This is a genomic window from Pseudobutyrivibrio ruminis, from assembly GCF_015057245.1.
In the GTDB taxonomy this organism is placed as follows: Bacteria; Bacillota; Clostridia; order Lachnospirales; family Lachnospiraceae; genus Pseudobutyrivibrio; species Pseudobutyrivibrio ruminis_E.
This window is the reverse complement of sequence record NZ_SVET01000009.1, coordinates 48,721-71,963: the sequence shown is the minus strand read 5'-3', so window position 1 is coordinate 71,963 and position 23,243 is coordinate 48,721. Positions and strand designations below refer to the sequence as shown.

Genomic DNA, 23,243 nt, shown 5'->3' with positions numbered 1-23,243 from the left:
AGTTAATTTTTCTTTCTTGAAAGATTATCTAAAATCGATTTAAAATCTACTGGCATCTGTACAGATGTATCAGTAGTATCCAGTTCTTTAAGTTCAGATGAGGATAATTCCCCTAAAAGGGTAACTTCGTCTTTGCCAACTGCAACCACGAAATATCTATCCTCACCTGCCCTAATAATCTGAACATATTTATTGGTTGCAAGTCTGATGCCCTCTACAATCTCAAGATTTCTATTGAGCCCCTGGGACTTTTGATAACCTGCAATCCACTTAGTGACAAACGCAGTAAGTGCAAGCACTCCTACGAATACCACTAAAGCAAAAATCAATTGAAAGATGCTCTCTCCAACCGCTGAAAGAAATAGCATGATTAACCGATAACCTTCTTAACAGCCTCAAGAACACGCTCAGCCTGGAATGGCTTAACGATGAAATCCTTGGCACCAGACTGAATAGCCTCGATAACCATTGCCTGCTGTCCCATTGCAGAGCACATGATAACGCATGCATTAGGATCCTTTTCCTTGATAGCCTTAAGAGCCCCGATGCCATCCATTTCTGGCATTGTGATGTCAAGAAGAACGAGATCTGGAGAAAGCTCTGAATACTTTTCAACAGCAATCTTTCCGTTCTCAGCCTCTCCGACTACGTTGTAGCCATTCTTTGTGAGAATGTCCTTAATCATCATTCTCATGAAAGCAGCGTCATCACAGATTAAAATGTTTTTTGCCATGTCTTCATCTCCTTAAATATATTTATTCTTTGATAATTTCTGTTATTCGTACGCCAAAAGACTCTTCGATAACTACTACCTCGCCTTTTGCCACATACTTGCCATTAACAAGTACATCTATTGGTTCACCGGCTATTTTATTAAGCTCGATGATGGTACCTGGTGCAAAATCCAAAATATCTTGGATTGTTTTGTTTGTACGACCTAATTCTACTGTAACTTCCAAAGGAACGTCAAGAATCAAGTCGATATTCTCCTGAGCGAACTGAGCTGCAAAGCCTGGTCCAAATGGAGTAAACTGTGCCGGTTGTACATTTACCTGAGGTCCAGGAGCGTACATATATGGCATCATAGGTTGTCCCTGCATTGGCTGTCCCTGCATCATATTTGGGTCCATCTGAGGTGGCGCCTGCATTTGAGGTGCAGCCTGTGGAGCAGGTGCCGGTTCTGGAGCAGGTGCTGGCGCAGCTTCTGCAACACCGTCATCAACTGTCGAATTGGAGTCTGATTCCATATTATTCAGAACAGAACCACACATTTCCTTGGCAAGTGAGATTGGATACAACTGCATCATCTCACTGTCTACCAATGTTCCAATTTCCATCTTGAATGCAATTCTTACGAAGTTGCCTTTCAAGAATTCATCTATCTCTCCACCGTCTATCGTAGCCAAGTCTGTAAGCTGCGCTGTTGGTGGTGAAATATCTACCATTTTATTCAGCATTGATGAAAGTGAGGTTGCACTAGCTCCCATCATCTGGTTCATCGCTTCTGAAATAGCTGATAAATGAAGATCAGAAATTTCACCATCTGTATTGGTTCCATCTCCGCCCATCATCAGGTCGGTAATGACTTTAACATCATTTTCTTTTAATACAAGAACGTTGCTACCATCAATACCCTTTGTATATCCAATACGAACAACTACACAAGAGTTGTCGTAACCAGATGCTAATTCCTGCCAGTTTGTTTCGCTAACAACTGGTGTTGAAATCTCAACCTTTTGATTAACAAGAGAAAATAAAGTTGTGGCCGCACTTCCCATGCTTATGTTGGCAACTTCACCGATTGTATCGATTTCCTGCTCTGAAAGCTCTCCGCCACCAGATGATGGCTCGCCAGCAGGGGCATCGGGGATTCCGCCACTAAGTAGTGCATTTATCTCATCCTGTGATAATACACCATCGCCCATTCTACTGTTCCTCCCTTATAATTTGTGTCACTCTAACCGCATAATCTTTGCCTGATGCTCCCGGAAGGGCTTGGAACTTCTTAATATCTCCCACGAAAACATCCAACTCATCGTCGACTTTTGTATCAAGTCTGACTATATCTCCAACCTGAAGCTGTGAAAAATCCGCAACGGTAATTGTGCTGTTACCAAGAACTGCCTTTACAGGTATCTTAGCATGATTAATTAAAGCTTCCACAGCATCTGAATAGCTTTCACCTGTTTTCTCCTTCTGACTACTATACCAGAACTTTGTGTTCAATTTGTCCATAACTGGCTCTAATGTAATAAAAGGTAAACAAATATTCATAAGACCTTCTACATCGCCAATTTTAATATTGACTGTAACAATAGCAATCATCTCTGAAGGGGATATAATCTGAGCAAACTGTGAGTTTGTTTCAATTCGCTCAAGTCTTGGATGTACATCCAAAACGTTTTCCCATGGTTCCCTAAGCAAGTCTACGCATGATGTCATTACTCTCTCAATAATGAGAAGCTCTATTTCTGAAAAGTCTCTAATCTTATCAAGAGGTTCGCCCTCACCGCCAAGCATTCTGTCTACCATGGCAAAGCCAAGATTAGAAGCCATTTCTACGATAATATTTCCCTCAAGGGGAGAAAAATCTACAATACCTAAAAGAACTGGATTTGATAGAGAGTTTGAAAACTCCATGTATGTAACAGCTTCCGAGTTCATAACCTCTACCTGTATATTCTTTCTGAGGAATATAGGCAAGTTTGTTGATAACAATCTGCCATAATGCTCAAAAATAATTTCCATTGTTCTAAGGTGTTCCTTAGAAAACTTAGAAGGTCTAGCAAAATCGTAGTTCTTTACTGGTTTTTCTTTATTATTTTTAATCTCCTCGGCGTCAAGCTCACCGCTGGTCAACGCATTAAGCAGATTATCTATTTCGTTTTGTGAAAGAACGTCTCCCAAGCTTTCTCACCACCATTCGTCCCAATAATTTCTACTTACAGATTACTGTTTCTGATAAGTAGCACTAGAGAAGTTCACTCTAACGATAAATGAAGATTTAAATAGGGTCTGAAGCTCTTCAAGAATCTCTTCTTTGATTTCATCTTCATTATCTATCATTTCCTGAACCGTATGCTTTTTAATAACTGAATTTATTTTATCGCTAATAATATTATCCTGGGCCGTCAAAGTACCATCAGCTGCATATGTAGCGTAATCTTCGTTTGTGCTATCAAGTGATAATGATATACCAAGCACTGCATATCCATCAACAAGGTTGATTGTAAGTGTCTCACCACCATTAACAGGATAATCTACCATATCAGCCACATCAATACTAAGAGATCCAGCTGTATCTCCTGCTTGCAAATCCAAATCGATTGCAGAGCACACCTTTGTGATCAGCTCATTGGCCTTTTGTGTCTCAGGAATAATAGTAATTGTAAGAACCGCTGTAAGAACAAGATTCACAACAACCAGTGCCAGTATAATTACTGTAATCAAATTCTTTTTCATGATTTGCCTTTCTACTCGGCTATATCTGACGAGTATGAATTATATATTTTGATTTCAACGCGTCTATTTCTAGCGCGTCCTTCTGCTGTACTATTGTCAGCAATAGGTACATACTCTCCTCGTCCAGCTGATTTAATGTATGCTGGATTCAAATCTGTGACTTCTCTGATTCTATCTGCAACATAAAGTGCACGATACATTGAAAGCACATCATTGTTTTCATATGTTCCAGATGACATTGGAACATTATCTGTATGACCTTCTACCTCGATGATATTGTTATCATACTGAGCGAGTATCTTTGAAAGATTATCTACAATAGTAAGGGCATCATCTGTAAGAACTGCCTTACCTGAATCAAACAGTAACGCACCATTGATGGTAATCATTACATAGTTTGCATTAAAATCTACTTCTACCTGGTCTTGAAGACCATATTCACTAAGCTGAGACTCGATTTCTTCTGCGATTGATTCGCTTTCGCCTGCACCAGCTTGTTCAAGGGCTTCCTGAGCTTCCTCTACAGAAACTCCATTAGAACTAACATCCCCTTCGTTTGTAGCGGAGCCGTCCTCTGATTGTTCTCCCTCGTTTTCATTTTCACTTGCGCCTTCTTTTTCATACTGTTCATCATCACCGTCATGAACACTATTGAAATAGTCGTCAAACATCTCAAGCTGACTGATACCTGATGATATCATCTGTCCCTCACCAATTGAGGTGCCACCCTGAGAAAAAATACTAAAGCTAGACTGAATACTTGCAATTACTTCCTGGAACTTTTCAGTATCTGTACTAGACATAGAGAAAAGTAATACGAAGAAACAAAGCAGCAAGTTCATCAAGTCTGAGAAGGTGGCCATCCAGGCAGGAGAACCAGCAGGAGCTTCCTCTTGCTTTTGCTTCTTTGCCATTAGCCCTCACCTCCTCCTTCGCCTTCGCCGATAGCACCACGAGATGCAGGTGGCAAGAAGGATTTAAGCTTTTCTTCTATTACACGTGGGTTTTCGCCTGCTTGAATTGAAAGTAAGCCTTCCACAGTAATACTCTTAGTCATAACCTCGAGAGAATGATTAACACCAAGCTTTGTACCGACTGGACCTGTAAGCCAGTTTGCAATCAGTGAACCGTACAAAGTTGTAAGCAAAGCAACCGCCATGTTAGGTCCGATTGTTGATGCATCCTCAAGGTTCTTTAACATGTTTACCAGACCAACCAGTGTACCAATCATGCCCCAGGCAGGTCCCATTTCACCCCATTTAGACCAGAAGTTCGTACATACTTTATGTCGATCCTCCATACAGTCCAAATCAGTTTCAAGAATAGCACGAACCAATTCAGGATCAGTACCATCTACTACCAGGTTAATTCCTTTTTTAAGGAACTCGTCTTCTATTCCATTGGCAGCTTCTTCAAGCGCCAATATACCTTCTTTTCTGGAAATATTCGCAAGATTTATAATCTGAGATATACTATCAGCTGGGCTACCAACCTTTGGTTCGTTGATAGCTAATGTGATACTCTTTAATCCTCCAATAAAGTCTGCCATTTTGTTACATGCCATACAAGAGGACAAAGAACCACCAATAGTAATAATAACTGATGGAACATCTATGAAGTTTGCCATGGCTGCGACACCACCAGAAGACACGATACCGAAGATAACCATTACGACACCGAGTACTAAACCAGCTAAAGAAGCTATATCCAAAGCAATCACCATCCTATAAAAAATTGAGTAAAAACTAGTAAAATGTATAGAAATACACGGTATACACTTTTGTGATTATTTTACTAGATTTATAAATTATTGTCTACTTTTATCAGTAAAATCGTCTCATATTATTGTGTTTTTTCCATGTCCAAACCACTAAATATAGTTTCTTCACAGAATTTTTAGATTTTCAATAAAAAAGCCAAGCCTTAACGACTTGGCTTTTAGAGACTATCATTTTCTATTATCTCTTAAGATTAATAAGTTCCTCAAGCATTGTATCTGATACTGTGATAATACGTGAGTTTGCCTGGAAACCACGCTGTGTAGTAATCATATCAGTAAACTCTGCAGACAAATCAACGTTAGACATTTCAAGCTGTCCGGTGTTCATTGCAGAACCATCAGCTGAAACAACAAGTCCAATACCATCGAACTCGCCTGAGTTAAGTGTTGTCTTATAGCAGTTATCACCCATTTCCTCAAGACCAGATGCATTAGCAAACTGTGCTACTGGAATCTGTCCTAAAAGAACTGTATTACCATTGCTATATGAACCATAAATTTCACCATTGCTTGAAACAGAAAGACCTGTCATTGTACCAAGCTTCTTACCTGCTCCATTAGAAGCATCTGTTGTTGTTCCTCTATTACCTACAGCTGTGGATGTTCCGCCATTGTCATACATTGTAAGTAATGAAAAATCAATTGTGATGTTAGACAATGCAGCATCGGCTACATTAGGGCCCAATAATGAAGTATTCATCACAAGCTGTGTCTGTCCATTCTCCCCAGCATATGTTAGATTTCCTTTGCTTGTATCAAACTTAAGGTCATAGCTTATAGTTGTAGTTGTAATAGTTAAAGTAGAATCACTAGCATATGCTACACCTGTTACAGTATCATCTGTGGATAAACCTGAAACTGCTGATGTAAGCGGAATTGATGTCGTTCCATCACTAAAAGTCTGTGAAGCTGCGTCGTAAAGATATGGAGCTGTTGTATCTCCATTTATATAAAGTGCTAAATCGCCAGTTGTGGTAGTTCCAAAAGTGTAGTTACTACCATCTGTTGCTGAATAAGTATGATCTACAGGATTTGTTGTACCAAAGATATCTGACTTATTTCCACCATTTGCTACATAGCTTGCAAGCAAATCGTTATTATCCTGGTCGTATAAATTAGTAAGCTCTACAGTGTATTCTCCAGTTGTTCCATTTACAAGCTTAAATGAGAACTTAGCTGTGTAAGAATAACCAAGGTTGTCATAGATAGTAAATGAACGAACATAACCATTTGTAGAGCTAAACTGTGTATCATTTTTATCGATAACGCCACTGAAATTAGCCTGAGTGGTAGCTTCTGGTGCACTTGTAAGATTCTCAGCAGCCATAACCCTAAGTGGAGAAACTGTATCTTGTACAATAACAGGTGTACCACTAGAAGTATCTGTCTGCCATCCCATTACAAGATAACCTGTTGTTGTCATAGCAAGGTTACCATTACCATCGATATAGAATGAGCCAGCTCTTGTAAATACGTTTTCAGAACCGTTATTAACGATAAAGAAATTTGTTGAATTTGTATCAGAAAGTCTGATATCAAGAGCATCACCAGTAGACTGAGCAGCGCCTGATGAAGTAATGGAAATCTTTGTAGCTCCATTAGTAACACCAAGACCTATCTGCTTAGCATTTGTACCACCACGATTTTCTGTGGCGCCTGATGCCTGTGAAGTTGTCTGATACATAATATCAGAAAAAGTGGTTGAAGATGATTTGAACGCAACTGTGTTAACGTTGGAGATGTTATTACCAATAACATCCATCTTTGTCTGGTGTGTCTTAAGACCTGCAACACCAGAGAAAAGTGATCTCATCATAATGAATGACCTCCTCAAAGCATAATGCTATTGAGGTGACTGTTTGTTCCTTCTGTCAGTCGGGAACAATTAGCTTCCATAAGGTCCAGCTAAACTATAACAGCACCGTCAATATTTGTAAAAATGTTTTCGTCTGATTCAGTCTGATCCATAGCTGTAACTACGGTCTGATTAGGCACATTAACTATAAATGCCAATGTATCTACTAATACTAAAGAATCAGTAATTCCCTTTTCAGAGGCTTTTTGTACGCCTTCTTCAAGTCTAAGGGATTGTTCCTCAGAAAGCTTAATATTTCTATCATCAAGTCTCTGAGTTGCATGCTTTGAAAACTTAAGCTCAGAAGCACTTTCAAGCTTCTGCTTAAAAATATCCTCAAAGGATGCACTGTCAAGGTTGCCCAGTGGTCTGGACTCTTGAGCTGGATTAAGATAAGTTCCAGCTACCTGCTCAATGGAGGTGAAATTTGGATTAATATTTAAATTGCTCATTTTATCCCTCCTAATTAAGCTTCTTCTACTGCCGCCTCTTCACTTTCTTTATCGGCAGCTTCCTTTGCAGATTTTAGTTTTTCAAACTGTGAAACTACTGCGTTGTATTTTGTAATTAAATCTTCACTAACAAACGAAAGACTATATGCATCCATTGCATTCATATAGCTTGTTGCTGTACCGATTTTCTCCTCATCCTTAAGAGTAACTTCTTCTGCCTTTGGAAGTGCATTGATTGCATCTGTCAAAAGACTTGAAAGATACTTCGCAGTGTAGTACTCTTCATCAACAACAGAGTCAATCTTTGACATATCATAAAGATTACCGTTAACAGAAACCTTCATAACGTCATCATCGTCTTTTGTAACGAAATCAACCTTTCCCTCAACAGTTTTACCATCAACTGTAAGTGAAACAACCTTACCAACCATACTGTTAGCCTGAAGGCTTTCCATACTAGATTTAACTGTCTGAAGTGTTTCAATCTGTGTAAATGATGCAAGCTGTGTAACGTACTGACTGTTGTCTGTTGGCTCCAAAGGATCTTGATACTGCATTTCTGCTGTCAAAAGCTTTAAAAACATTTCCTGATTATATTCAGTACCATTGTTTTTAGATGCTGTCTTTGAAGTAGAATTTGTAGTTTCGCTTTTAGTTGCTTCTGTTGAAGCAGTTGTCTTTTTGTACTGCCCATTAGTAAGCGCACCAACTAATAAATCTTCCGCCATTTATTTCCTCCTCCCGTTATGCTTGGAAATCTAATGTATTACCATTATCTTTCATCATCTGAGCTATAAGAATATCTTCTTCTGACATAAGCCCCGTCAAATCATCCATGCTATTGAGATCGATTCTGTTGCTTCGTCTCTCTGACTGATTCGCCTGCTCATCACGTCTTTGCTCATTTCTAGCATCTTCTTCAAGATTCTTTTCAAACTCATGTGTTCCAACCGAAACCTCGATTGAAGTAACCTTAGCGGAACTATTTTGAGTCATCTCTACACGAAGATTTGCCATTTGCGACTCTAACGCCTGTTTAACTGCATCATTCTCAGTAAAAATTCTTGCAGTTATTTCATCACCCTTTTGAGTGACTTCCATGAAAATTCTTCCTAACCCCTCTGGATTAAGAGTCATTTCCATTGTTGTAGATTCTGCCTCGTTAAGAATTCTAGCCTGTTCAACCAACTGGTTAACAATTTTCTCAGATGAAACTGTCTGACCTGTAGGAAGTGATACCAACTGTTCTTCCGGAGAGAATTGAATCTCGATTCTTGGCTCTCCAAAAATCATCCCATCATTTCGAATAATTGGTTCTGAAGGCTTTGTAGTCTGTTTTAAAACTACGTTTTCTTGAGTTTTAGCATTAGGCTGTTCAAAAGATGAATCTTCTGAATCAGACTGCTTTGCATCAACATTTTCTTTTAATGTGATTTGCTGACTAGGTTCTGTATCTTCTGATACAACATCAGTACTTTCAGAGCTGTCCTCAGTCTTAACAATATTTGTTTCAACCTGGACTGCCACCGGCTCCTCTGGCATCTCTTCAGCAACCTCAAGAACCTCTTCAGGATTAACCTGGGTAAGGCTTTCTTCCTTAGGCACATCCACATCAATCATTTCCTGTGAAGCATAAGAAATAACAATATCTTTTACCTCAATAAAGGAAATACCTGTTTCTTCAAATAGCTGATTTGTGAGTTCATTAACTACATCAAGAATACCTTTAAATTCCTCACTCATTACTAATGCGATAGAATCATTCTCGCCTGTAAGTGTAGCTACAAGCTGAGCTAAATCCTGAGGATTTAATAAATCAATAACTGTAAGCCCCAAAGTTTCCATTGCTTTTTCAATGTCTTCTTCTGTAACGTCCAGCTCTTCCTCAATGACCGCCTTAACTTTGTCTACCGCTTCATTTACCTTTTCAACAACTTCTTCATTTACTGTATCAGGCTTTTCCTCAGTTTTGATAACCTTTGGTTCCTTTGATACGCTGAAGGATTTGTTGCTTACATCTGCTTGATTAGAATTATCAGCAGGTGCAGGTGCATCGCTAGGCTTAATGGCATTCTGCAATGTTTTGTCGAATCCGAATCCAGATTTTGGAAGCTCCGATTTAGCATCCACAAGATCCACATTGACATTTCCCACTTGAACCAGCAAGTTAGAAACATTGCTACTTGTCATGTGTTGTCCTCCTTTCTTATATTCTCTTTTCAAATTGCAAATATAAGACTAAGGCTCCATCATCTTGGTTATAATAGCTGCATTTTCTTCGGACATAGCAGCTAATATATCTGCCCTCGTACTAGCGTCCATAGCTGAGAGAATCTCACATACAAGATCAAGGTCATCTGTCATAGTATCAAATATGGCAGCTGCATCTTTGGCTTTCATGCTCGAATATGCCTTAACATAATCTTCGATTTCTTCATCCGTCTGGATTTGAGAAACCACCTGTTTATAGATAGCTTCAGCATTCTCAGGCTCTATAGACTCATAGTAAGTCTTATATTCATTTATATCGGGTGCATTATCCGAAAAAACAACCTCTTCATAAAATTTTTCTTTAGTTTCTTCGAACGCCGCCTCGTTAGCCTTGTATTCAGCAAGCTCTGCTGAAGCCGCCTCTAATTCTGCAATATAATCACTATTTTGAGTGCCTGTTTCTTTTAGAGCTTCGATTTCTACTTCAAGCTCTTTGATTCTGTCTACAGCCTCTTCAACTGTAGTATATGCTGCATATTCGTCTTCTTCTGCTGGGATGTATTCCTCAATACCAGGTAAGATTCGATTAACATATGGTACATCCTTTAAAACAGGAAATAGTACTGTAGAACCAAATCCGCCAACATCCATCTTTACAAGAAAGGCAAAAATAACAAGCCAAATAAGAATGATTAACAGCACAACAAAGCCCATGATAAGTTTGCCGCCAATACCTAAGCTCTCCTCATCATCAGCTCCCTCTTCACCATTCTTCTTTGCATCTTTTTTAGCCTGCTTTTCAGCCTTTTTAGCTTCTTTTGCAGCTTTCTTTGCAGCCTTTGGATCTTCTTCAGTTGTGTTTCCTACTTCTTCTGTTACATCTGCCATAACTTACTCTTCCTCTTTCTCTGCATTAAAATATGAATAGCTTACCAACTCATCTGTTATCTTGCTTTCTTCGTAATCAAGTTCATCCAAGAACTCCTCAAATGCATGCTCTCTAAGCTTTTCATGCATCTTGCGTTCCATCATGACTTCATTAAGCTTTTTTCTAGCAACTTCCATTGCCTTTTGTGCCTTTGAAAGCTCTATCATTTGATCACGAAGGGCAACCTTCATCGAAGAAATTGCATTTTTACAGGTCTTGATTTTACTAATATCAATATCACCAATAGAAAGCTCTTTTAACTGTCTTTCATAGCCTGCCTGCTTAATCATCAACTCTCGCAGCTTTTGCTGCTCTTCGTTGAACCTGGCAGTAGCCATTCCAAAATTGGCCTTCTCTTGTTCTTCGATTTTCTGTTTTAGCTCAAGAATGTTTTGCATTCTGTAAACAAACTTCGCCATAATTCACTCCTTATTAATCCTGGAATATAGCTGTCATTTGCTCAATAATATCATCATACTCAAATCTATCGTGTGTCTGTTGTAACAAGAATTCGTTAACAGCATCAATCTTCTTAATAGCATAATCAATAGATTTGTTTGAACCATTTTTGTATGCTCCAATATTTATCAAATCTTCTGCTTCCTGATAGGTAGCAAGAACATTTTTAAGCTTACCTGCCACAGCCTTATGCTCCGGTGTAGCTACAGCAGACATAACTCTGGAAATAGACTGCAGCACATCAATAGCTGGGTAATGATTCTTTTGAGCCAACTTTCTGTTAAGCATAATATGTCCATCCAAAATTGAACGGGCTGTATCAGTGATAGGTTCGTTGAAATCATCACCATCAACAAGTACAGTATAAAGCCCTGTGATAGAACCAACTGCAGAATTGCCTGCTCTCTCCAAAAGACGAGGCATCTCTGAATATACTGAAGGTGGATATCCTCGTGTAACAGGAGGCTCACCTGATGCAAGGCCGATTTCTCTTTGTGCCATAGAAAAACGAGTCAGTGAATCCATCATAAGAAGGACGTCTTTTCCCTGATCTCTAAAGTATTCAGCAATAGCTGTAGCAGTAAGCGCTGCCTTTTTACGAATAAGGGCCGGCTTATCTGATGTGGCACAAACTACAACAGAACGAGCCATACCTTCTGGTCCCAAATCGTTTTCTACGAATTCTCTAACTTCTCGTCCACGCTCTCCTATAAGCGCAATAACATTTATTTCGGCCTTAGTATTTCTAGCGAACATACCCATAAGTGTAGATTTACCAACACCTGATCCAGCAAAAATACCAATTCTTTGACCTTTACCAACAGTAATCAAGCCATCAACAGCCTTAACACCCAAAGACAAAGGCTCCTTTATGATTACACGAGACATTGGATCTGGTGGGTCTGCTTCTGCAGGATAATTAACCATATTCTCAAACTGACTTAAATCATCTACATCTGATGGAACACCAAGTCCATCTACCAGATGACCTAAAAGCTCGTTTCCAACAGCAACCTCCAGTGGATGACCAGTATTTTCAACCATACATCCAACACCAATTCCCTCTACATTCTCATAAGGCATCAAAAGCAGACGTTTATCTTTAAAACCGACAACCTCTGCTTTTATTCTTTCCCCTGAGCCTTCTACAATGATTTCACATAAATCACGTAGCTTAGCCTCCGGTCCAACTGATTCAATTGTAAGTCCAACTACTTTAACCACCTTGCCAAGAGATTTAAAATAATCCTTTTCAACAAGCTGCATTAGTGAATTTTGGTCCAAATCATTCTCCTTAGTTCAAGGCTCTAATCTCTCTAATAAGATTGTCCAGTTCTGTATCAATACTGCAGTCAAATATTCCACCGTCAGTTTCAATAATACACTGGTCATCATTCAAAAGAGGATCTGCGATAATATCAAGTCCTACCTCAGCTCCTACCTTTCCTTGAATCTCCTCTTTTTTGCTCTTTATATATTCCGCATTAGCATCGCTGACTTTAATCTGCATCTGACCAGTGCGTTCAATTTTCATAATGCAATGGTCTAAAAGATGATATATTACATCCTTTCGGCCTGATAACTCTGCAGCAAATACATGCTCGAATACTGGAAGGCACATTTCAACGATTTCACGCTCCATATGAAGCTGACGCTCCATATATTCAATTTGAACACGCTCAACCTCTGCTCGCATTTGTTGCTGAGAATCTTGCAACTCAAGAGCAGCTCTTTGAGTACCTTCGTTGTATCCTTCTTTCTCGCCATCCTGTCTGGCAAGATTCTTCATAGCATCTGCATTAAGCTGTGCTGCATTAAGAATCTCCTGAGCCTGAGCATTTGCATCATCAATAATAGCCTGCGCTTGATTTCTGGCGTCTTCCAAAAGTTCTTCCACCTGGGCAGAAACATCAGGTTCTTCCTTTTGCATGATAGTATCGGCTAAGCCTAAGAACTCATCAGCATCCATTCCATCAGGAATTTCCTCGCCAGCTTCACGCATAGCTGCTAAACGACGCTCTCTCTCTTCCTCGAGAAGCTTCGCTTTATATTCTCTTTCCTGTTTAAGAATCAGCTGCTTAGCTAATTCATTTGAGTCAATTACAAGCTGCTCAGATTCCCCTTCCTCATCTGGAAGGTTAGGTGCAACCTGGAAGCCATAAATGACATTATTACTAGACAACAAGCTCGTCTCCTCCACCTCTTGAAATTACAATCTCTGCGGAATCCTCCAGCTTTCTGATTATGCCTACAATCTTCTGCTGCGCTTCCTCTACATCTTTCATACGTACAGGACCCATGAATTCCATATCTTCCTTAATCATTGCAGCAAGACGAGAAGAAAGGTTCTTGAATATAGCTGCCTGAACCTCATCATTTGCTCCCTTAAGAGCCACACCAAGATCAGAGTTATCAACATCTCTAAGAACACGCTGAATAGCTCTATCATCAAGAAGCAAGATATCCTCGAATACGAACATCTTCTTTCTGATTTCTTCAGCAAGCTCTGGCTCTTCGATTTCCAGAGACTCCATGATACGCTTTTCTGTACCACGGTCTACTGTGTTTAAAATGTTTACTACCGCATCTACACCGCCGGCGATAGTGTAATCCTGATTGATAAGTGAAGAAAGCTTTCTTTCAAGCACTCGTTCAACCTCTTTTATAACTTCAGGACTTGTTCTATCCATCATAGCTATACGTTTTGCAACATCAGCCTGTTTTTCAGGAGGCAACGCGCCAATAATAAGGGATGCCTGACCTGCAGACAGATACGAAAGAATCATAGCAATTGTCTGTGGATGCTCGTCCTGTATGAAGTTCAACACCTGAGAAGGTTCGGTCTTTCGAATGAATTCGAATGGACGAACCTGCAAAGATGCAGTAAGCTTTGTGATAACGTCCTGAGCTCTGTCGTCGCCAAGAGCCTTTTCCAAAAGTTCCTTTGCATAGCCAATACCACCCTCTGCGATATATTGCTGTGCAAGACAAACCTGATAAAACTCTTCTATAACTTCTTCCTTCAAGGCTGGAGAAATGCTTCGAGTATTTGCAATCTCAAGAGTCAATTCCTCTATTTCCTCTTCCTTGAGATGTTTAAATATCTGAGCAGACTTCTCTGGGCCAAGTGCGATAAGAAGTATAGCCGCTTTTTGTACTCCATTTAAATCTTCAGTAGCCATAGCTTATCCCCAATCCTCGTTTAGCCAATTTCTCAAAAGCTGTGCTACAGCCTCTGGTTTTTCGTCCACGAATTTTTCTATTAATATTCGAGCCTCAGATTTTTCAGTATAACCAATATCTTCAAGCTCTTCTTCCTCTTCCTGTGTAGAAGCAATTAAATCGTCAATTGTAAGCTCTTGCTCCACAGGCTCCTCTTCTTCTGTACGAAGGCTTCTGAATACAACAAAGCCAAGCATTAAGAAGATGAGTGCTGCAAGTACAATCTGAAGGATATCTGTAAGTCCAATGCCTGAACCTTCTGAATACTGGAACATTGGGATTTCGTAAGCTACGATTTTAACGCTTGCCGAAGGAAATCCTGTAGCTTGAGCTACTACTTCCACGATATCATCTGTAACCTCAAGCTGAACTGGATCAGAATTTTCTTTAACGAATTCATCGAATGTCTGTCCTAGTTCTTCAAGAGTACCATCGCTCTCCATCTTGTCCTGGTTATAGATTGCATATGTTTTACAAGTAACAGAGATTGAAGAATTGTCAAGCTCTCTCTTACCCATTTCATCTGTATGATTTGTGATAGTCTCATCTGGAAGATAATCTCTATAGAATTCTTCTGTTGTGCTCTCAGACTCAGTACCATCCTCGATTACATAAGTAGTATCGTCGTCATTTGAATCTGTTCCGGGAACTCCGCCTGCGCCTGATGTGTTAGTTGAGTTAGAACCAGATTCACTATCTAAATAGCCTTCTGTACGACCTTCATCAACAGAATAATCGTATGTGACAGTGCTATTTTCATCGAAGTTCATTGAAAGGTTTACACCAACAGAAATATCATCGTAAAGATTAGTTCCTTCCAAAACTGTGTGCACTCTATCTACGATTTCACTGCTAGCTCTCTCTCTCACATCTTGATTAGCACTGGCATTTCCAGCAGCTGACGTTGCATCACCACCAGAGAACAAAACATTACCATTTGTATCCATGATAAAGATATTCTCTGTGTCATCGTTTCCAAGATTGACAGCTAAAGCTCGAGCTAAGCCGGCAGCTGTATCTCCAGAAATCTGCGCATTCAAATCAAGTGTAACATTTGCGTATGAAGCTGCTTCTCTAGCAAGGATAGTTCCATCCTGCTCTGGAATAGTAAGAATAACTGTTGCAGAATTGACAGCAGCTTGTGACTCTAACATATCCTCAAACTGATTCTCGAGATAGAGCTTATATTTCTTTTGCTTATCTGCTTCTGTTGTTGAGAAACTTCCATCTACAACATCATCGATGGAATATCCTGAACTTGGAATGTCATTTGAACCGAGTAAGACATTGGCATTGGCCTTATCCTTATCCTCGATATAGAAAGTATATCCATCCTCGCTTGTCTCGTATACAATTCCCTCATCATCAAGCAACTGCTTAACTGCCGCTGCCTGTACTCCATCCTCGCATTGGATCAACTGAACCATGGTTGGACGTGAAATAATGACTCCTAAAATAATAAATGACACAATAACAACAGCAGTAATTGATACAATCAACACCTGCTGTCTTCTAGTAAACTTTCTCCACCATTCAAGTATTCGATTAATGATAGCTTGAATTTGTTCTGGCATATTGTTCTCCCTTTAATAATACCTAATTAGACTTGCATCTGCATAATCTGCTGATAAGCCTCAAGCACTCTATCACGAACTGCTACAGTATACTGTAATGCAATGTTTGCCTTCTGCTCTGCAATCATCAAATCATGAGTGTTGTCTGTCTCACCAAGCTGAAAAGCAACTTCTTCTTTATGAGCCTGTTGAATCTGTGAGTTTGTATCCTCTAATAAGCTCATAACAGAATTAAGCATGCTTTGAAATCCTGTATCTGCGTTTACTTTTGTCTCGCTTGATGTGACTGGTGTAGCACCATATAAACTCTGAATAGAACTAACGTCCATTTAATTCTCCTTTAATATCATCCCTGTCCAATTGAAATGCCGCTTGTAGCCATAGACTTAATAGCCTGGAATGCTGTGGTATTTGCTTCGTACGCACGGCTGGCATCGATAAGGTTAGTCATCTCTGTAACTGTATTTACGTTTGGATATCTAACGTATCCATTTTCATCAGCATCTGGATGAGATGGATCGTATTCCATTATGTAATCTGTTTCAGTGTCTTCTGACACTTTTGAAACTTTTACACCATTGCCATTATAAGCTGCTGTGCTCTCTTTAAGAATATTTCTAAAAGATGGAGTACCTGCCTTCAACTGCTTTTCCTGGAATGTAACTATTTTACGCGTATAAGGGCCACCATTCTCTGTACGAGTGGTGCTGACATTTGCAATATTTTCAGCGATAACATCCATTCTGAAACGCTGTGCTGTCATGCCTGATGCAGCAATGTCAAAAGGTTGAAATAATCCCATGGCCTTTCCTCCGTTTATTTAACAATCACGATTATGAAATAACTGACTTGAAACGCCCAACTTCATTGTTAACACTAGTTGTGAGAGTCTGATATCTGATCTGTTCAGAAGCAAGCTCCACATTTTCTGTATCCATGTCAACATTGTTGCCATCCAGTCTGTATGAGTAATTCTCATAATCTGTATATTCAATGCCATCAACATGATTTCCATCATCGTCTAAGACATTAACTGCTCTTTCCAAAGAACGCTCATGAGTGTTGATAAGCTCTTTTCTAAGGACACTCTCAAACTCTATATCCTGTCTCTTATAACCAGGAGTTGTAGCATTAGCAATATTATTCATAATGAGAGTCTGGCGCTGCCAGCTCACATCTGCTGTATTATCAAGTAAGTTGATATATCCGAATGCATCTGAACTAATCATATATACAATCCTCCTAGACTAATTTAATTATAAATTATATGTAAAAAAACACAAGGCTTTTTTACATCATGTAGTATATTTTATTAATTCTAAACACAAGAAATAGTGGCATACATTCATTTACTCAATTACCACTATTAGTGTTGTATTTCGCCATAATTACATAAAAATAGAATACAAATCACCATCTTATAATTACTATCATCATAAAATATTTTTGTGTTAAAGTTATGAATAATAACAAAAAAGAGACCTACAAAATGTAAGTCCCTTTAAATAAAATCCTAATTATTTATTTTTCTTAATCTCACTAAGCTCATCAAATACAACGTCATTAAGAACCTTGATGTATGTACCCTTCATACCAGATGAACGAGATTCAATTACACCAGCTGATTCAAACTTACGAAGTGCATTTACTATAACTGATCTTGTAATACCAACTCTATCTGCAATCTTTGAAGCAACAAGAACGCCTTCGTTTCCATCAAGCTCATCAAAGATATGGATGATAGCTTCAAGCTCTGAGTATGAAAGTGTAGAAATAGCACTCTTAACAACCTGAAGCTTTCTGTTCTCTTCTGCAGACTCTTCGTTTACTGAACGCATCATCTCAAGTCCTACTACTGTTGTACCGTACTCTGTAAGGATGATGTCATCAATATCGTACTGCTTATCAAATCTGTAAACAAAAAGTGTTCCAAGTCTCTCTCCAGCAATATCAATTGGTGCAATGATTGCTGAATACATATCAATATCAGACTTTTCAAAACCTAATGTCTTTAAGTTAACATTTTCCTTTGTTGAAAGAATTGAAAGTAATCTCTCGTTTAAAAGTGGATCAATAAATCCGCCAACCTCGTCAACAATTAACTCACCAATTTCTGTAGTGTTTGGTAAGTGTGAAAGTCCAAGGACCTTACCCTTCTTAGAAATAACAAGAACTGAAGAATCCAAAATCTCTGTAAGGACAGAGCAAATGTCGTTAAAAACAACCTTTGATGAATTATTATTGTGAAGAAGTTTTCCAATCTTTCTTGTTTTGTCTAATAACTGTACGCTCATTTAAAATGTATTCCTCCTGAATCTAAACACTATATTGTGCCAAATCAATCTAACTGTCGTCCCCGAACTAATGTGAAATTTGTACCAATTATAGCACCGATTAGAACAAATCGCAATAAATTTCAGAAAATTTACCACTATTTATTCTGATTTTCTACAAATCTGCAATCATCATTTGCACAAACAAGTTTATTACCCTTTTCCACCATATATGTTCCACACTTTGGACACTTCTCTGTGGTTGGCTTTGACCAGCTAATAAAGTCACACTCAGGATGATTTGCGCATCCGAAGAATTTTCTTCCCTTTTGAGACTTTCTAATAACAACGTCACCGCCACATTTAGGGCATGGCACTCCTATCTTTTCAAGGAATGGTTTTGTATTTCTACATTCTGGAAATCCTGGGCAAGCTAAGAATTTTCCATGAGGCCCAAATTTAATTACCATGTTTCTTCCACACTCTTCGCAGATAACATCAGTAACTTCATCATGAATCTCAACTTTTGCAAGCTCCTCTTCTGCCACTTCAACTGCCTTTTCAAGGTCTGGGTAGAAGTTTCTTACAACAGATTTCCATTCAACTGTTCCCTCTTCAACACCGTCAAGCAGTAATTCCAAGTTTGCAGTAAATTTATCATCAACAATTATAGGGAATGATGCCTCCATAATTGAATTGACTACTTCGCCAAGTTCTGTAACAAAAAGGTTCTTTGCCTCTTTTGTAATGTAATGACGCTTTAAAAGAGTTGTAATGGTAGGTGAATAGGTTGATGGTCTACCAATACCAAGCTCTTCTAATGTCTTTACGAGAGACGCTTCTGTAAAATGAGGCGCTGGCTGTGTAAAATGCTGCTTTTCCTCAAAAGAATTAAAACCAAGCTTTGTATCTTCTGTAAGCTTTGATAACGGATGAGTCTTAGATTCTGCTTCATCATCAGCTGAAACATAAATCATCATAAATCCATCAAACTTAATTGAAGAATCAGATGCTGTAAATACATGATTCTTTGCCTGAACATTTAGTGAAACTGTATCATAAATGGCATTTGACATCTGGCTTGCCACAAATCTCTTCCATACAAGCTGATATAGTCTAAACTGATCTCTAGTAAGACTTTCTTTGATCTCAGATGGAATCAATTCGATATTAGCAGGACGAATAGCCTCGTGAGCATCCTGAACCTTACCAGTGTTCTTTTTGCTTGAATTTACAGGAGCTGATAAGTATTCCTGACCATAATTGCCAGTAATGAACTGCTCCGCTGCCGCTCTCGCCTCATCTGAAACTCTTGTAGAATCAGTACGAAGATATGTGATAAGACCAATTGTTCCATGGCCCTTTACATTAACACCTTCATAAAGCTGCTGAGCAACGCTCATAGTCTTTTGAATTGAGAAGTTTAAAGCCTTTGATGCCTCTTGCTGCATTGTAGATGTAGTAAAAGGCAATGGTGCCTTCTTTTCTCTAGTTCCACGCTTAATAGAAGCGATGTTAAAATCAGCACCCTTTAAATCAGTCATGATTTTGTCAAGGCTTTCCTTGTCTGAAATATCCTTCTTACCAGATGTATCACCATAATATTTAGCAACGATTGGCTTCTTTGCATCCTTAGCATCAAGCAATACATCAAGTGTGTAATATTCCTGAGGAATAAATTGTTCAATTTCTTTTTCTCTGTCGCAAATAATACGAAGTGCAACAGACTGAACACGGCCTGCCGATAGGCCTCTCTTAACCTTTGCCCAAAGAAGTGGAGAGATTTTATATCCAACCATTCTATCAAGCATACGTCTTGCCTGCTGCGCATCAACTAAATCCATATCTATTTCTCTTGGATGCTTAAGTGAATTCTTTACAGCAGTTTTTGTTATCTCATTAAAGGTAATTCTATATACCTTTTTATCTTGTAAGTTGAGTGCATGAGTAAGATGCCATGAAATAGCTTCTCCCTCACGGTCGGGATCAGTTGCGAGATAAATCTTATCTGCTTTCTTTACTTCCTTACGGAGTGCAGCAAGAAGCTCACCCTTTCCACGAATTGTTATATATTTAGGTTCAAAATCATTTTCTGGGTCAAAGCCAAGCTGACTTTTAGGCATATCTCGAACATGGCCCTGTGATGCCATAACCTCGTAATTGCTGCCTAAAAACTTTTTGATTGTATGCACCTTTGCTGGTGACTCCACAATGACTAGATTTTTTGCCATATTTTTTTGCTCCTATTCACAAAGAAATCGAAAATCACTATACAACATTATTTTTTTCTTTTCAAGGAAAATTTTACCTATTGACAAAACAATTTAATAATTTTCATATAAAATCCATCAACAAATCACGCTGTTTTTACGTAATTATTTTTGAACACTTCAGAAAGCAATTCAAGCCTTTCTAAAGACAGCACTACAGACAATAAATTAAGATAATCCATCCCACTTTCCTCTATAACTGTGGAAATGCTTTTAGGATAATCATCAAACAATTTGTATACCCTTTTCTGCTCTTCAGTAAGACTAATTTTTGGCTTCTTTTTAGCGTTAATTTTTTCAGGATTTAATCCATAAAAATTTTGTATATCAGCTATAAACTGATCTATGTCGTATATGATTCCTGCCCCTTGGGCAATAAGTTTATTTGTGCCAGAACTTAACGAATCCCCTATTCTGCCAGGAGTAACGTAAATATCCTTACCTTGTTCCAGCGCAAAATCTGCTGTAATCAAAGAACCGGATTTTTCCCTTGCTTCAATTACAACAACAATATCAGAAAGTGCCGAAACTATCCTGTTTCTTCTAGGAAAGTTCATTGCAACAGGACTTGTCCCCATCTGATATTCTGAAATTATAGCTCCGCCAGTTGAAAGAATCTCTTCATATAATATTCTATTATCAGCAGGATATATTACATCACAGCCGCTTCCCAAAACAGCGATAGTTTTGCCACCTGCATCTATACATCCTTTATGACCATATGCATCGATTCCTCTGGCCATACCACTGATAACAGTGTATCCATTTTGTCCAAGTTTGTCTCCAATTTGGAGAGCAAGTCTTTTGCCATAAGCACTACAGCGTCTAGCTCCTACAATAGAAACCGCCCTTTCGAAAGATGGAATTTGCCCAACATAATAAAGACCATAGGGCTTATCATAAATGTTTCTTAGCTTATCAGGATAAGCCACATCTTCCATTGTTATAAAGGAAAAAGGGGAATGCGAAAACTCCTCATACTCCTTAGATAAATCAAACTTACCGCGATTAAGTATAAAAGTATCGGCTGTTTTATCATCCATCAATCCCGAATCAACCAAATCTTTTTTCGTAGCAAAATAGATATTATAACTATCGTAGAAATAATCAATAAGTTTATGTTTTCTTGAATAAGTAATATCTTCATTACGCATAAACCAGTACTGGTAAAGGTGTTTGTCCATCAGATTCCCTCCTCCCAGTAATGCTTATCAAGCCCTCTATAGCAAACTGCCTCCTGAAGATGCACAAGGCTAATATCCTGGCAACCATCCATATCTGCTATCGTTCTAGCCACTCTAAGCACCTTATGATAGGTTCTAGCAGTAAGGGAATACTTTTCATACATTTCTTCCATATATTTAGCTTCATCCTCCTTTAGAGGGCAAAATACATCTATATGGCTACTTGGAATCTGGCTGTTAAATTTAAAGTCATAATTTTTGTATCGTTCACGTTGAATTTCATGAACCCGCTCCACTCTAACTCTAATATCAGCAGAAGACTCATTTTTCTGACGCAATGCAATCTGTGCAAAATTTAAAGTAGGTGCTTCTACGCAAATATCAATTCTATCAAGCAATGGTTGAGATATCTTAGCCAAATATCTTTGAATGGACATTCTGCTACAGTGGCATCTATTCAAATCAGGATAATACCCGCAAGAACAAGGATTCATTGCCGCCACCATTACAAAATCTGCCGGAAATGTAAAGCTTCCAGAAGCTCTTGAAATATTTACCTTTTTATCCTCAAGAGGTTGTCTTAGCATTTCAATTGTAGATTTTGTGAACTCTGTAAGCTCATCTAAAAACAGTACCCCTCCATGAGCCAAGGATATTTCGCCTGGTTTTGGATTCTGTCCACCTCCAACTAATCCCTGGGGAGACACGGTGTGATGGGGACTTCTAAAAGGTCTTTTTTTCATAAGACCGCCCCGTTCATCAAACATACCACAGACAGAATAAATCTTTGATAATTCTAACTGCTCATCAGCATCCATAGCAGGTAATATAGAAGGAATACATTTCGCTATCATGGATTTTCCCGCTCCCGGAGGTCCAACCATAAGCATATTATGCATGCCTGAGATAGCCACCTCACAAGCTCGACGAAGAGCCTGTTGTCCATTAATCATGGAAAAATCATATTCCATATCCTCCTGAGATGTATCTTCCATATTAATTATTTCATCTTTGGCATCGAATACGCCTTCATTTAAAAGCTCGATTACCTCAGAAATCTGGCTTACGCCAATTGTAGTCAAATCATTTACCAGCCTAGCCTCAACTAAATTGTCCTTAGGAACAATCATTATCTGCAAATTATTTCTTCTGGCTTCCATAGCCATAGATAGCACACCATTTACAGGCTGTATTTTGCCATCTAGGCCTATTTCGCCACATAGACATATAGATGAAAGCTTCTCGCAATTAATTATTCCTATAGCAGATAAAATAGCCACAGCAATAGGCAAATCAAAGCCTGCTCCTGTTTTTCTAATACTTGCTGGTGATAAATTGACCGTGATTCGCTTAATAGGAAGCGCATAGCCTGCATTCTTAAGTGCAGCCCTCACCCTCTCCTTAGCTTCTTTCACTTCAGATGAAAGATAACCCACCATTTCAAAAATGGGCATACCTTCAGATATATCTGCTTCCACAGATATAAGCTTAGAATCAATACCAAAAATCGTCGCGGTATTTACAATACTATACAATTAAACTCCTTTTGGAATTAAAATTGAAAATAGAAAAA

Annotated in this window: 24 protein-coding genes; all 24 read right to left on the bottom strand. The window is 38.7% G+C overall.

Annotated elements, in window-relative coordinates:
• Positions 1-2: 2 nt before the first annotated feature.
• The 24 genes from E7274_RS09115 to E7274_RS09000 all read right to left on the bottom strand — a co-directional run bounded on the left by E7274_RS09115 (position 3) and on the right by E7274_RS09000 (position 23,205).
• On the bottom strand, positions 3-329 hold the full coding sequence (locus E7274_RS09115; protein WP_177175702.1) for a flagellar biosynthetic protein FliO: 327 nt from the start codon (positions 327-329) through the stop codon (positions 3-5).
• Between the two features lie 41 nt (positions 330-370).
• The gene (locus E7274_RS09110) at positions 371-733 is read right to left on the bottom strand and encodes a response regulator (RefSeq protein WP_044934133.1); all 363 of its coding nucleotides are present in this window, start codon (positions 731-733) and stop codon (positions 371-373) included.
• Between the two features lie 22 nt (positions 734-755).
• Positions 756-1,925 carry a flagellar motor switch phosphatase FliY gene (gene fliY, locus E7274_RS09105; RefSeq protein WP_074790385.1) on the bottom strand — a complete coding sequence of 390 codons (1,170 nt, stop codon included), beginning with the start codon at positions 1,923-1,925 and terminating at the stop codon, positions 756-758.
• 1 nt (position 1,926) lies between these two features.
• Positions 1,927-2,907, bottom strand: coding sequence for a flagellar motor switch protein FliM (fliM, locus tag E7274_RS09100; RefSeq protein ID WP_033153980.1), 981 nt, complete (start codon positions 2,905-2,907; stop codon positions 1,927-1,929).
• Between the two features lie 42 nt (positions 2,908-2,949).
• A complete protein-coding gene (locus E7274_RS09095; protein ID WP_044934128.1) occupies positions 2,950-3,462 on the bottom strand; it encodes an SPFH domain-containing protein in 513 nt (170 codons plus the stop codon).
• A gap of 11 nt (positions 3,463-3,473) precedes the next feature.
• Complete coding sequence (locus E7274_RS09090; protein ID WP_044934126.1) at positions 3,474-4,376, bottom strand: OmpA/MotB family protein; 903 nt, start codon at positions 4,374-4,376, stop codon at positions 3,474-3,476.
• Positions 4,376-5,182, bottom strand: a complete 807-nt coding sequence (locus E7274_RS09085; RefSeq protein WP_334298919.1) for a motility protein A — start codon at positions 5,180-5,182, stop codon at positions 4,376-4,378. Before E7274_RS09085 ends, E7274_RS09090 begins: the two co-directional genes overlap by 1 nt.
• Positions 5,183-5,420: 238 nt before the next feature.
• Positions 5,421-7,058, bottom strand: a complete 1,638-nt coding sequence (locus E7274_RS09080; protein WP_304175425.1) for a flagellar hook protein FlgE — start codon at positions 7,056-7,058, stop codon at positions 5,421-5,423.
• Positions 7,059-7,147: 89 nt separating this feature from the next.
• Entirely contained in the window at positions 7,148-7,549 is a 402-nt protein-coding gene (locus E7274_RS09075; protein ID WP_304175423.1) for a TIGR02530 family flagellar biosynthesis protein, read from the bottom strand.
• Positions 7,550-7,563: 14 nt separating this feature from the next.
• On the bottom strand, positions 7,564-8,277 hold the full coding sequence (locus E7274_RS09070) for a flagellar hook assembly protein FlgD (RefSeq protein ID WP_304175421.1): 714 nt from the start codon (positions 8,275-8,277) through the stop codon (positions 7,564-7,566).
• 16 nt (positions 8,278-8,293) lie between these two features.
• Positions 8,294-9,739 (bottom strand): flagellar hook-length control protein FliK, encoded by a 1,446-nt coding sequence (locus E7274_RS09065; protein WP_304175419.1) that lies wholly within the window; start codon positions 9,737-9,739, stop codon positions 8,294-8,296.
• 48 nt (positions 9,740-9,787) lie between these two features.
• Entirely contained in the window at positions 9,788-10,648 is an 861-nt protein-coding gene (locus E7274_RS09060) for a MotE family protein (RefSeq protein ID WP_304175418.1), read from the bottom strand.
• A 3-nt stretch (positions 10,649-10,651) separates the two neighbouring features.
• Positions 10,652-11,107: a flagellar export protein FliJ gene (gene fliJ, locus E7274_RS09055; RefSeq protein WP_044934116.1), complete on the bottom strand. Its 456-nt coding sequence runs from the start codon at positions 11,105-11,107 to the stop codon at positions 10,652-10,654.
• A 13-nt stretch (positions 11,108-11,120) separates the two neighbouring features.
• Positions 11,121-12,431, bottom strand: a complete 1,311-nt coding sequence (gene fliI, locus E7274_RS09050; RefSeq protein WP_304175416.1) for a flagellar protein export ATPase FliI — start codon at positions 12,429-12,431, stop codon at positions 11,121-11,123.
• A gap of 10 nt (positions 12,432-12,441) precedes the next feature.
• Complete coding sequence (locus E7274_RS09045) at positions 12,442-13,329, bottom strand: FliH/SctL family protein (RefSeq protein ID WP_304175414.1); 888 nt, start codon at positions 13,327-13,329, stop codon at positions 12,442-12,444.
• Positions 13,322-14,329: a flagellar motor switch protein FliG gene (gene fliG, locus E7274_RS09040; protein ID WP_033153970.1), complete on the bottom strand. Its 1,008-nt coding sequence runs from the start codon at positions 14,327-14,329 to the stop codon at positions 13,322-13,324. Before fliG ends, E7274_RS09045 begins: the two co-directional genes overlap by 8 nt.
• Positions 14,330-14,332: 3 nt before the next feature.
• The gene (locus tag E7274_RS09035) at positions 14,333-15,943 is read right to left on the bottom strand and encodes a flagellar M-ring protein FliF C-terminal domain-containing protein (RefSeq protein ID WP_304175412.1); all 1,611 of its coding nucleotides are present in this window, start codon (positions 15,941-15,943) and stop codon (positions 14,333-14,335) included.
• A 26-nt stretch (positions 15,944-15,969) separates the two neighbouring features.
• Positions 15,970-16,272: a flagellar hook-basal body complex protein FliE gene (gene fliE, locus E7274_RS09030; RefSeq protein WP_033153968.1), complete on the bottom strand. Its 303-nt coding sequence runs from the start codon at positions 16,270-16,272 to the stop codon at positions 15,970-15,972.
• A gap of 17 nt (positions 16,273-16,289) precedes the next feature.
• Positions 16,290-16,745 (bottom strand): flagellar basal body rod protein FlgC, encoded by a 456-nt coding sequence (gene flgC / locus E7274_RS09025; RefSeq protein WP_304175410.1) that lies wholly within the window; start codon positions 16,743-16,745, stop codon positions 16,290-16,292.
• A 31-nt stretch (positions 16,746-16,776) separates the two neighbouring features.
• Positions 16,777-17,172: a flagellar basal body rod protein FlgB gene (gene flgB, locus E7274_RS09020; RefSeq protein ID WP_033153966.1), complete on the bottom strand. Its 396-nt coding sequence runs from the start codon at positions 17,170-17,172 to the stop codon at positions 16,777-16,779.
• A 288-nt stretch (positions 17,173-17,460) separates the two neighbouring features.
• Positions 17,461-18,237: a GTP-sensing pleiotropic transcriptional regulator CodY gene (gene codY / locus E7274_RS09015; protein WP_304175408.1), complete on the bottom strand. Its 777-nt coding sequence runs from the start codon at positions 18,235-18,237 to the stop codon at positions 17,461-17,463.
• Between the two features lie 137 nt (positions 18,238-18,374).
• Positions 18,375-20,447 carry a type I DNA topoisomerase gene (topA, locus tag E7274_RS09010; protein WP_304175406.1) on the bottom strand — a complete coding sequence of 691 codons (2,073 nt, stop codon included), beginning with the start codon at positions 20,445-20,447 and terminating at the stop codon, positions 18,375-18,377.
• 125 nt (positions 20,448-20,572) lie between these two features.
• Entirely contained in the window at positions 20,573-21,670 is a 1,098-nt protein-coding gene (dprA, locus tag E7274_RS09005; RefSeq protein ID WP_304175405.1) for a DNA-processing protein DprA, read from the bottom strand.
• Positions 21,670-23,205: a YifB family Mg chelatase-like AAA ATPase gene (locus E7274_RS09000; RefSeq protein ID WP_304175403.1), complete on the bottom strand. Its 1,536-nt coding sequence runs from the start codon at positions 23,203-23,205 to the stop codon at positions 21,670-21,672. Before E7274_RS09000 ends, dprA begins: the two co-directional genes overlap by 1 nt.
• Positions 23,206-23,243: the final 38 nt, after the last annotated feature.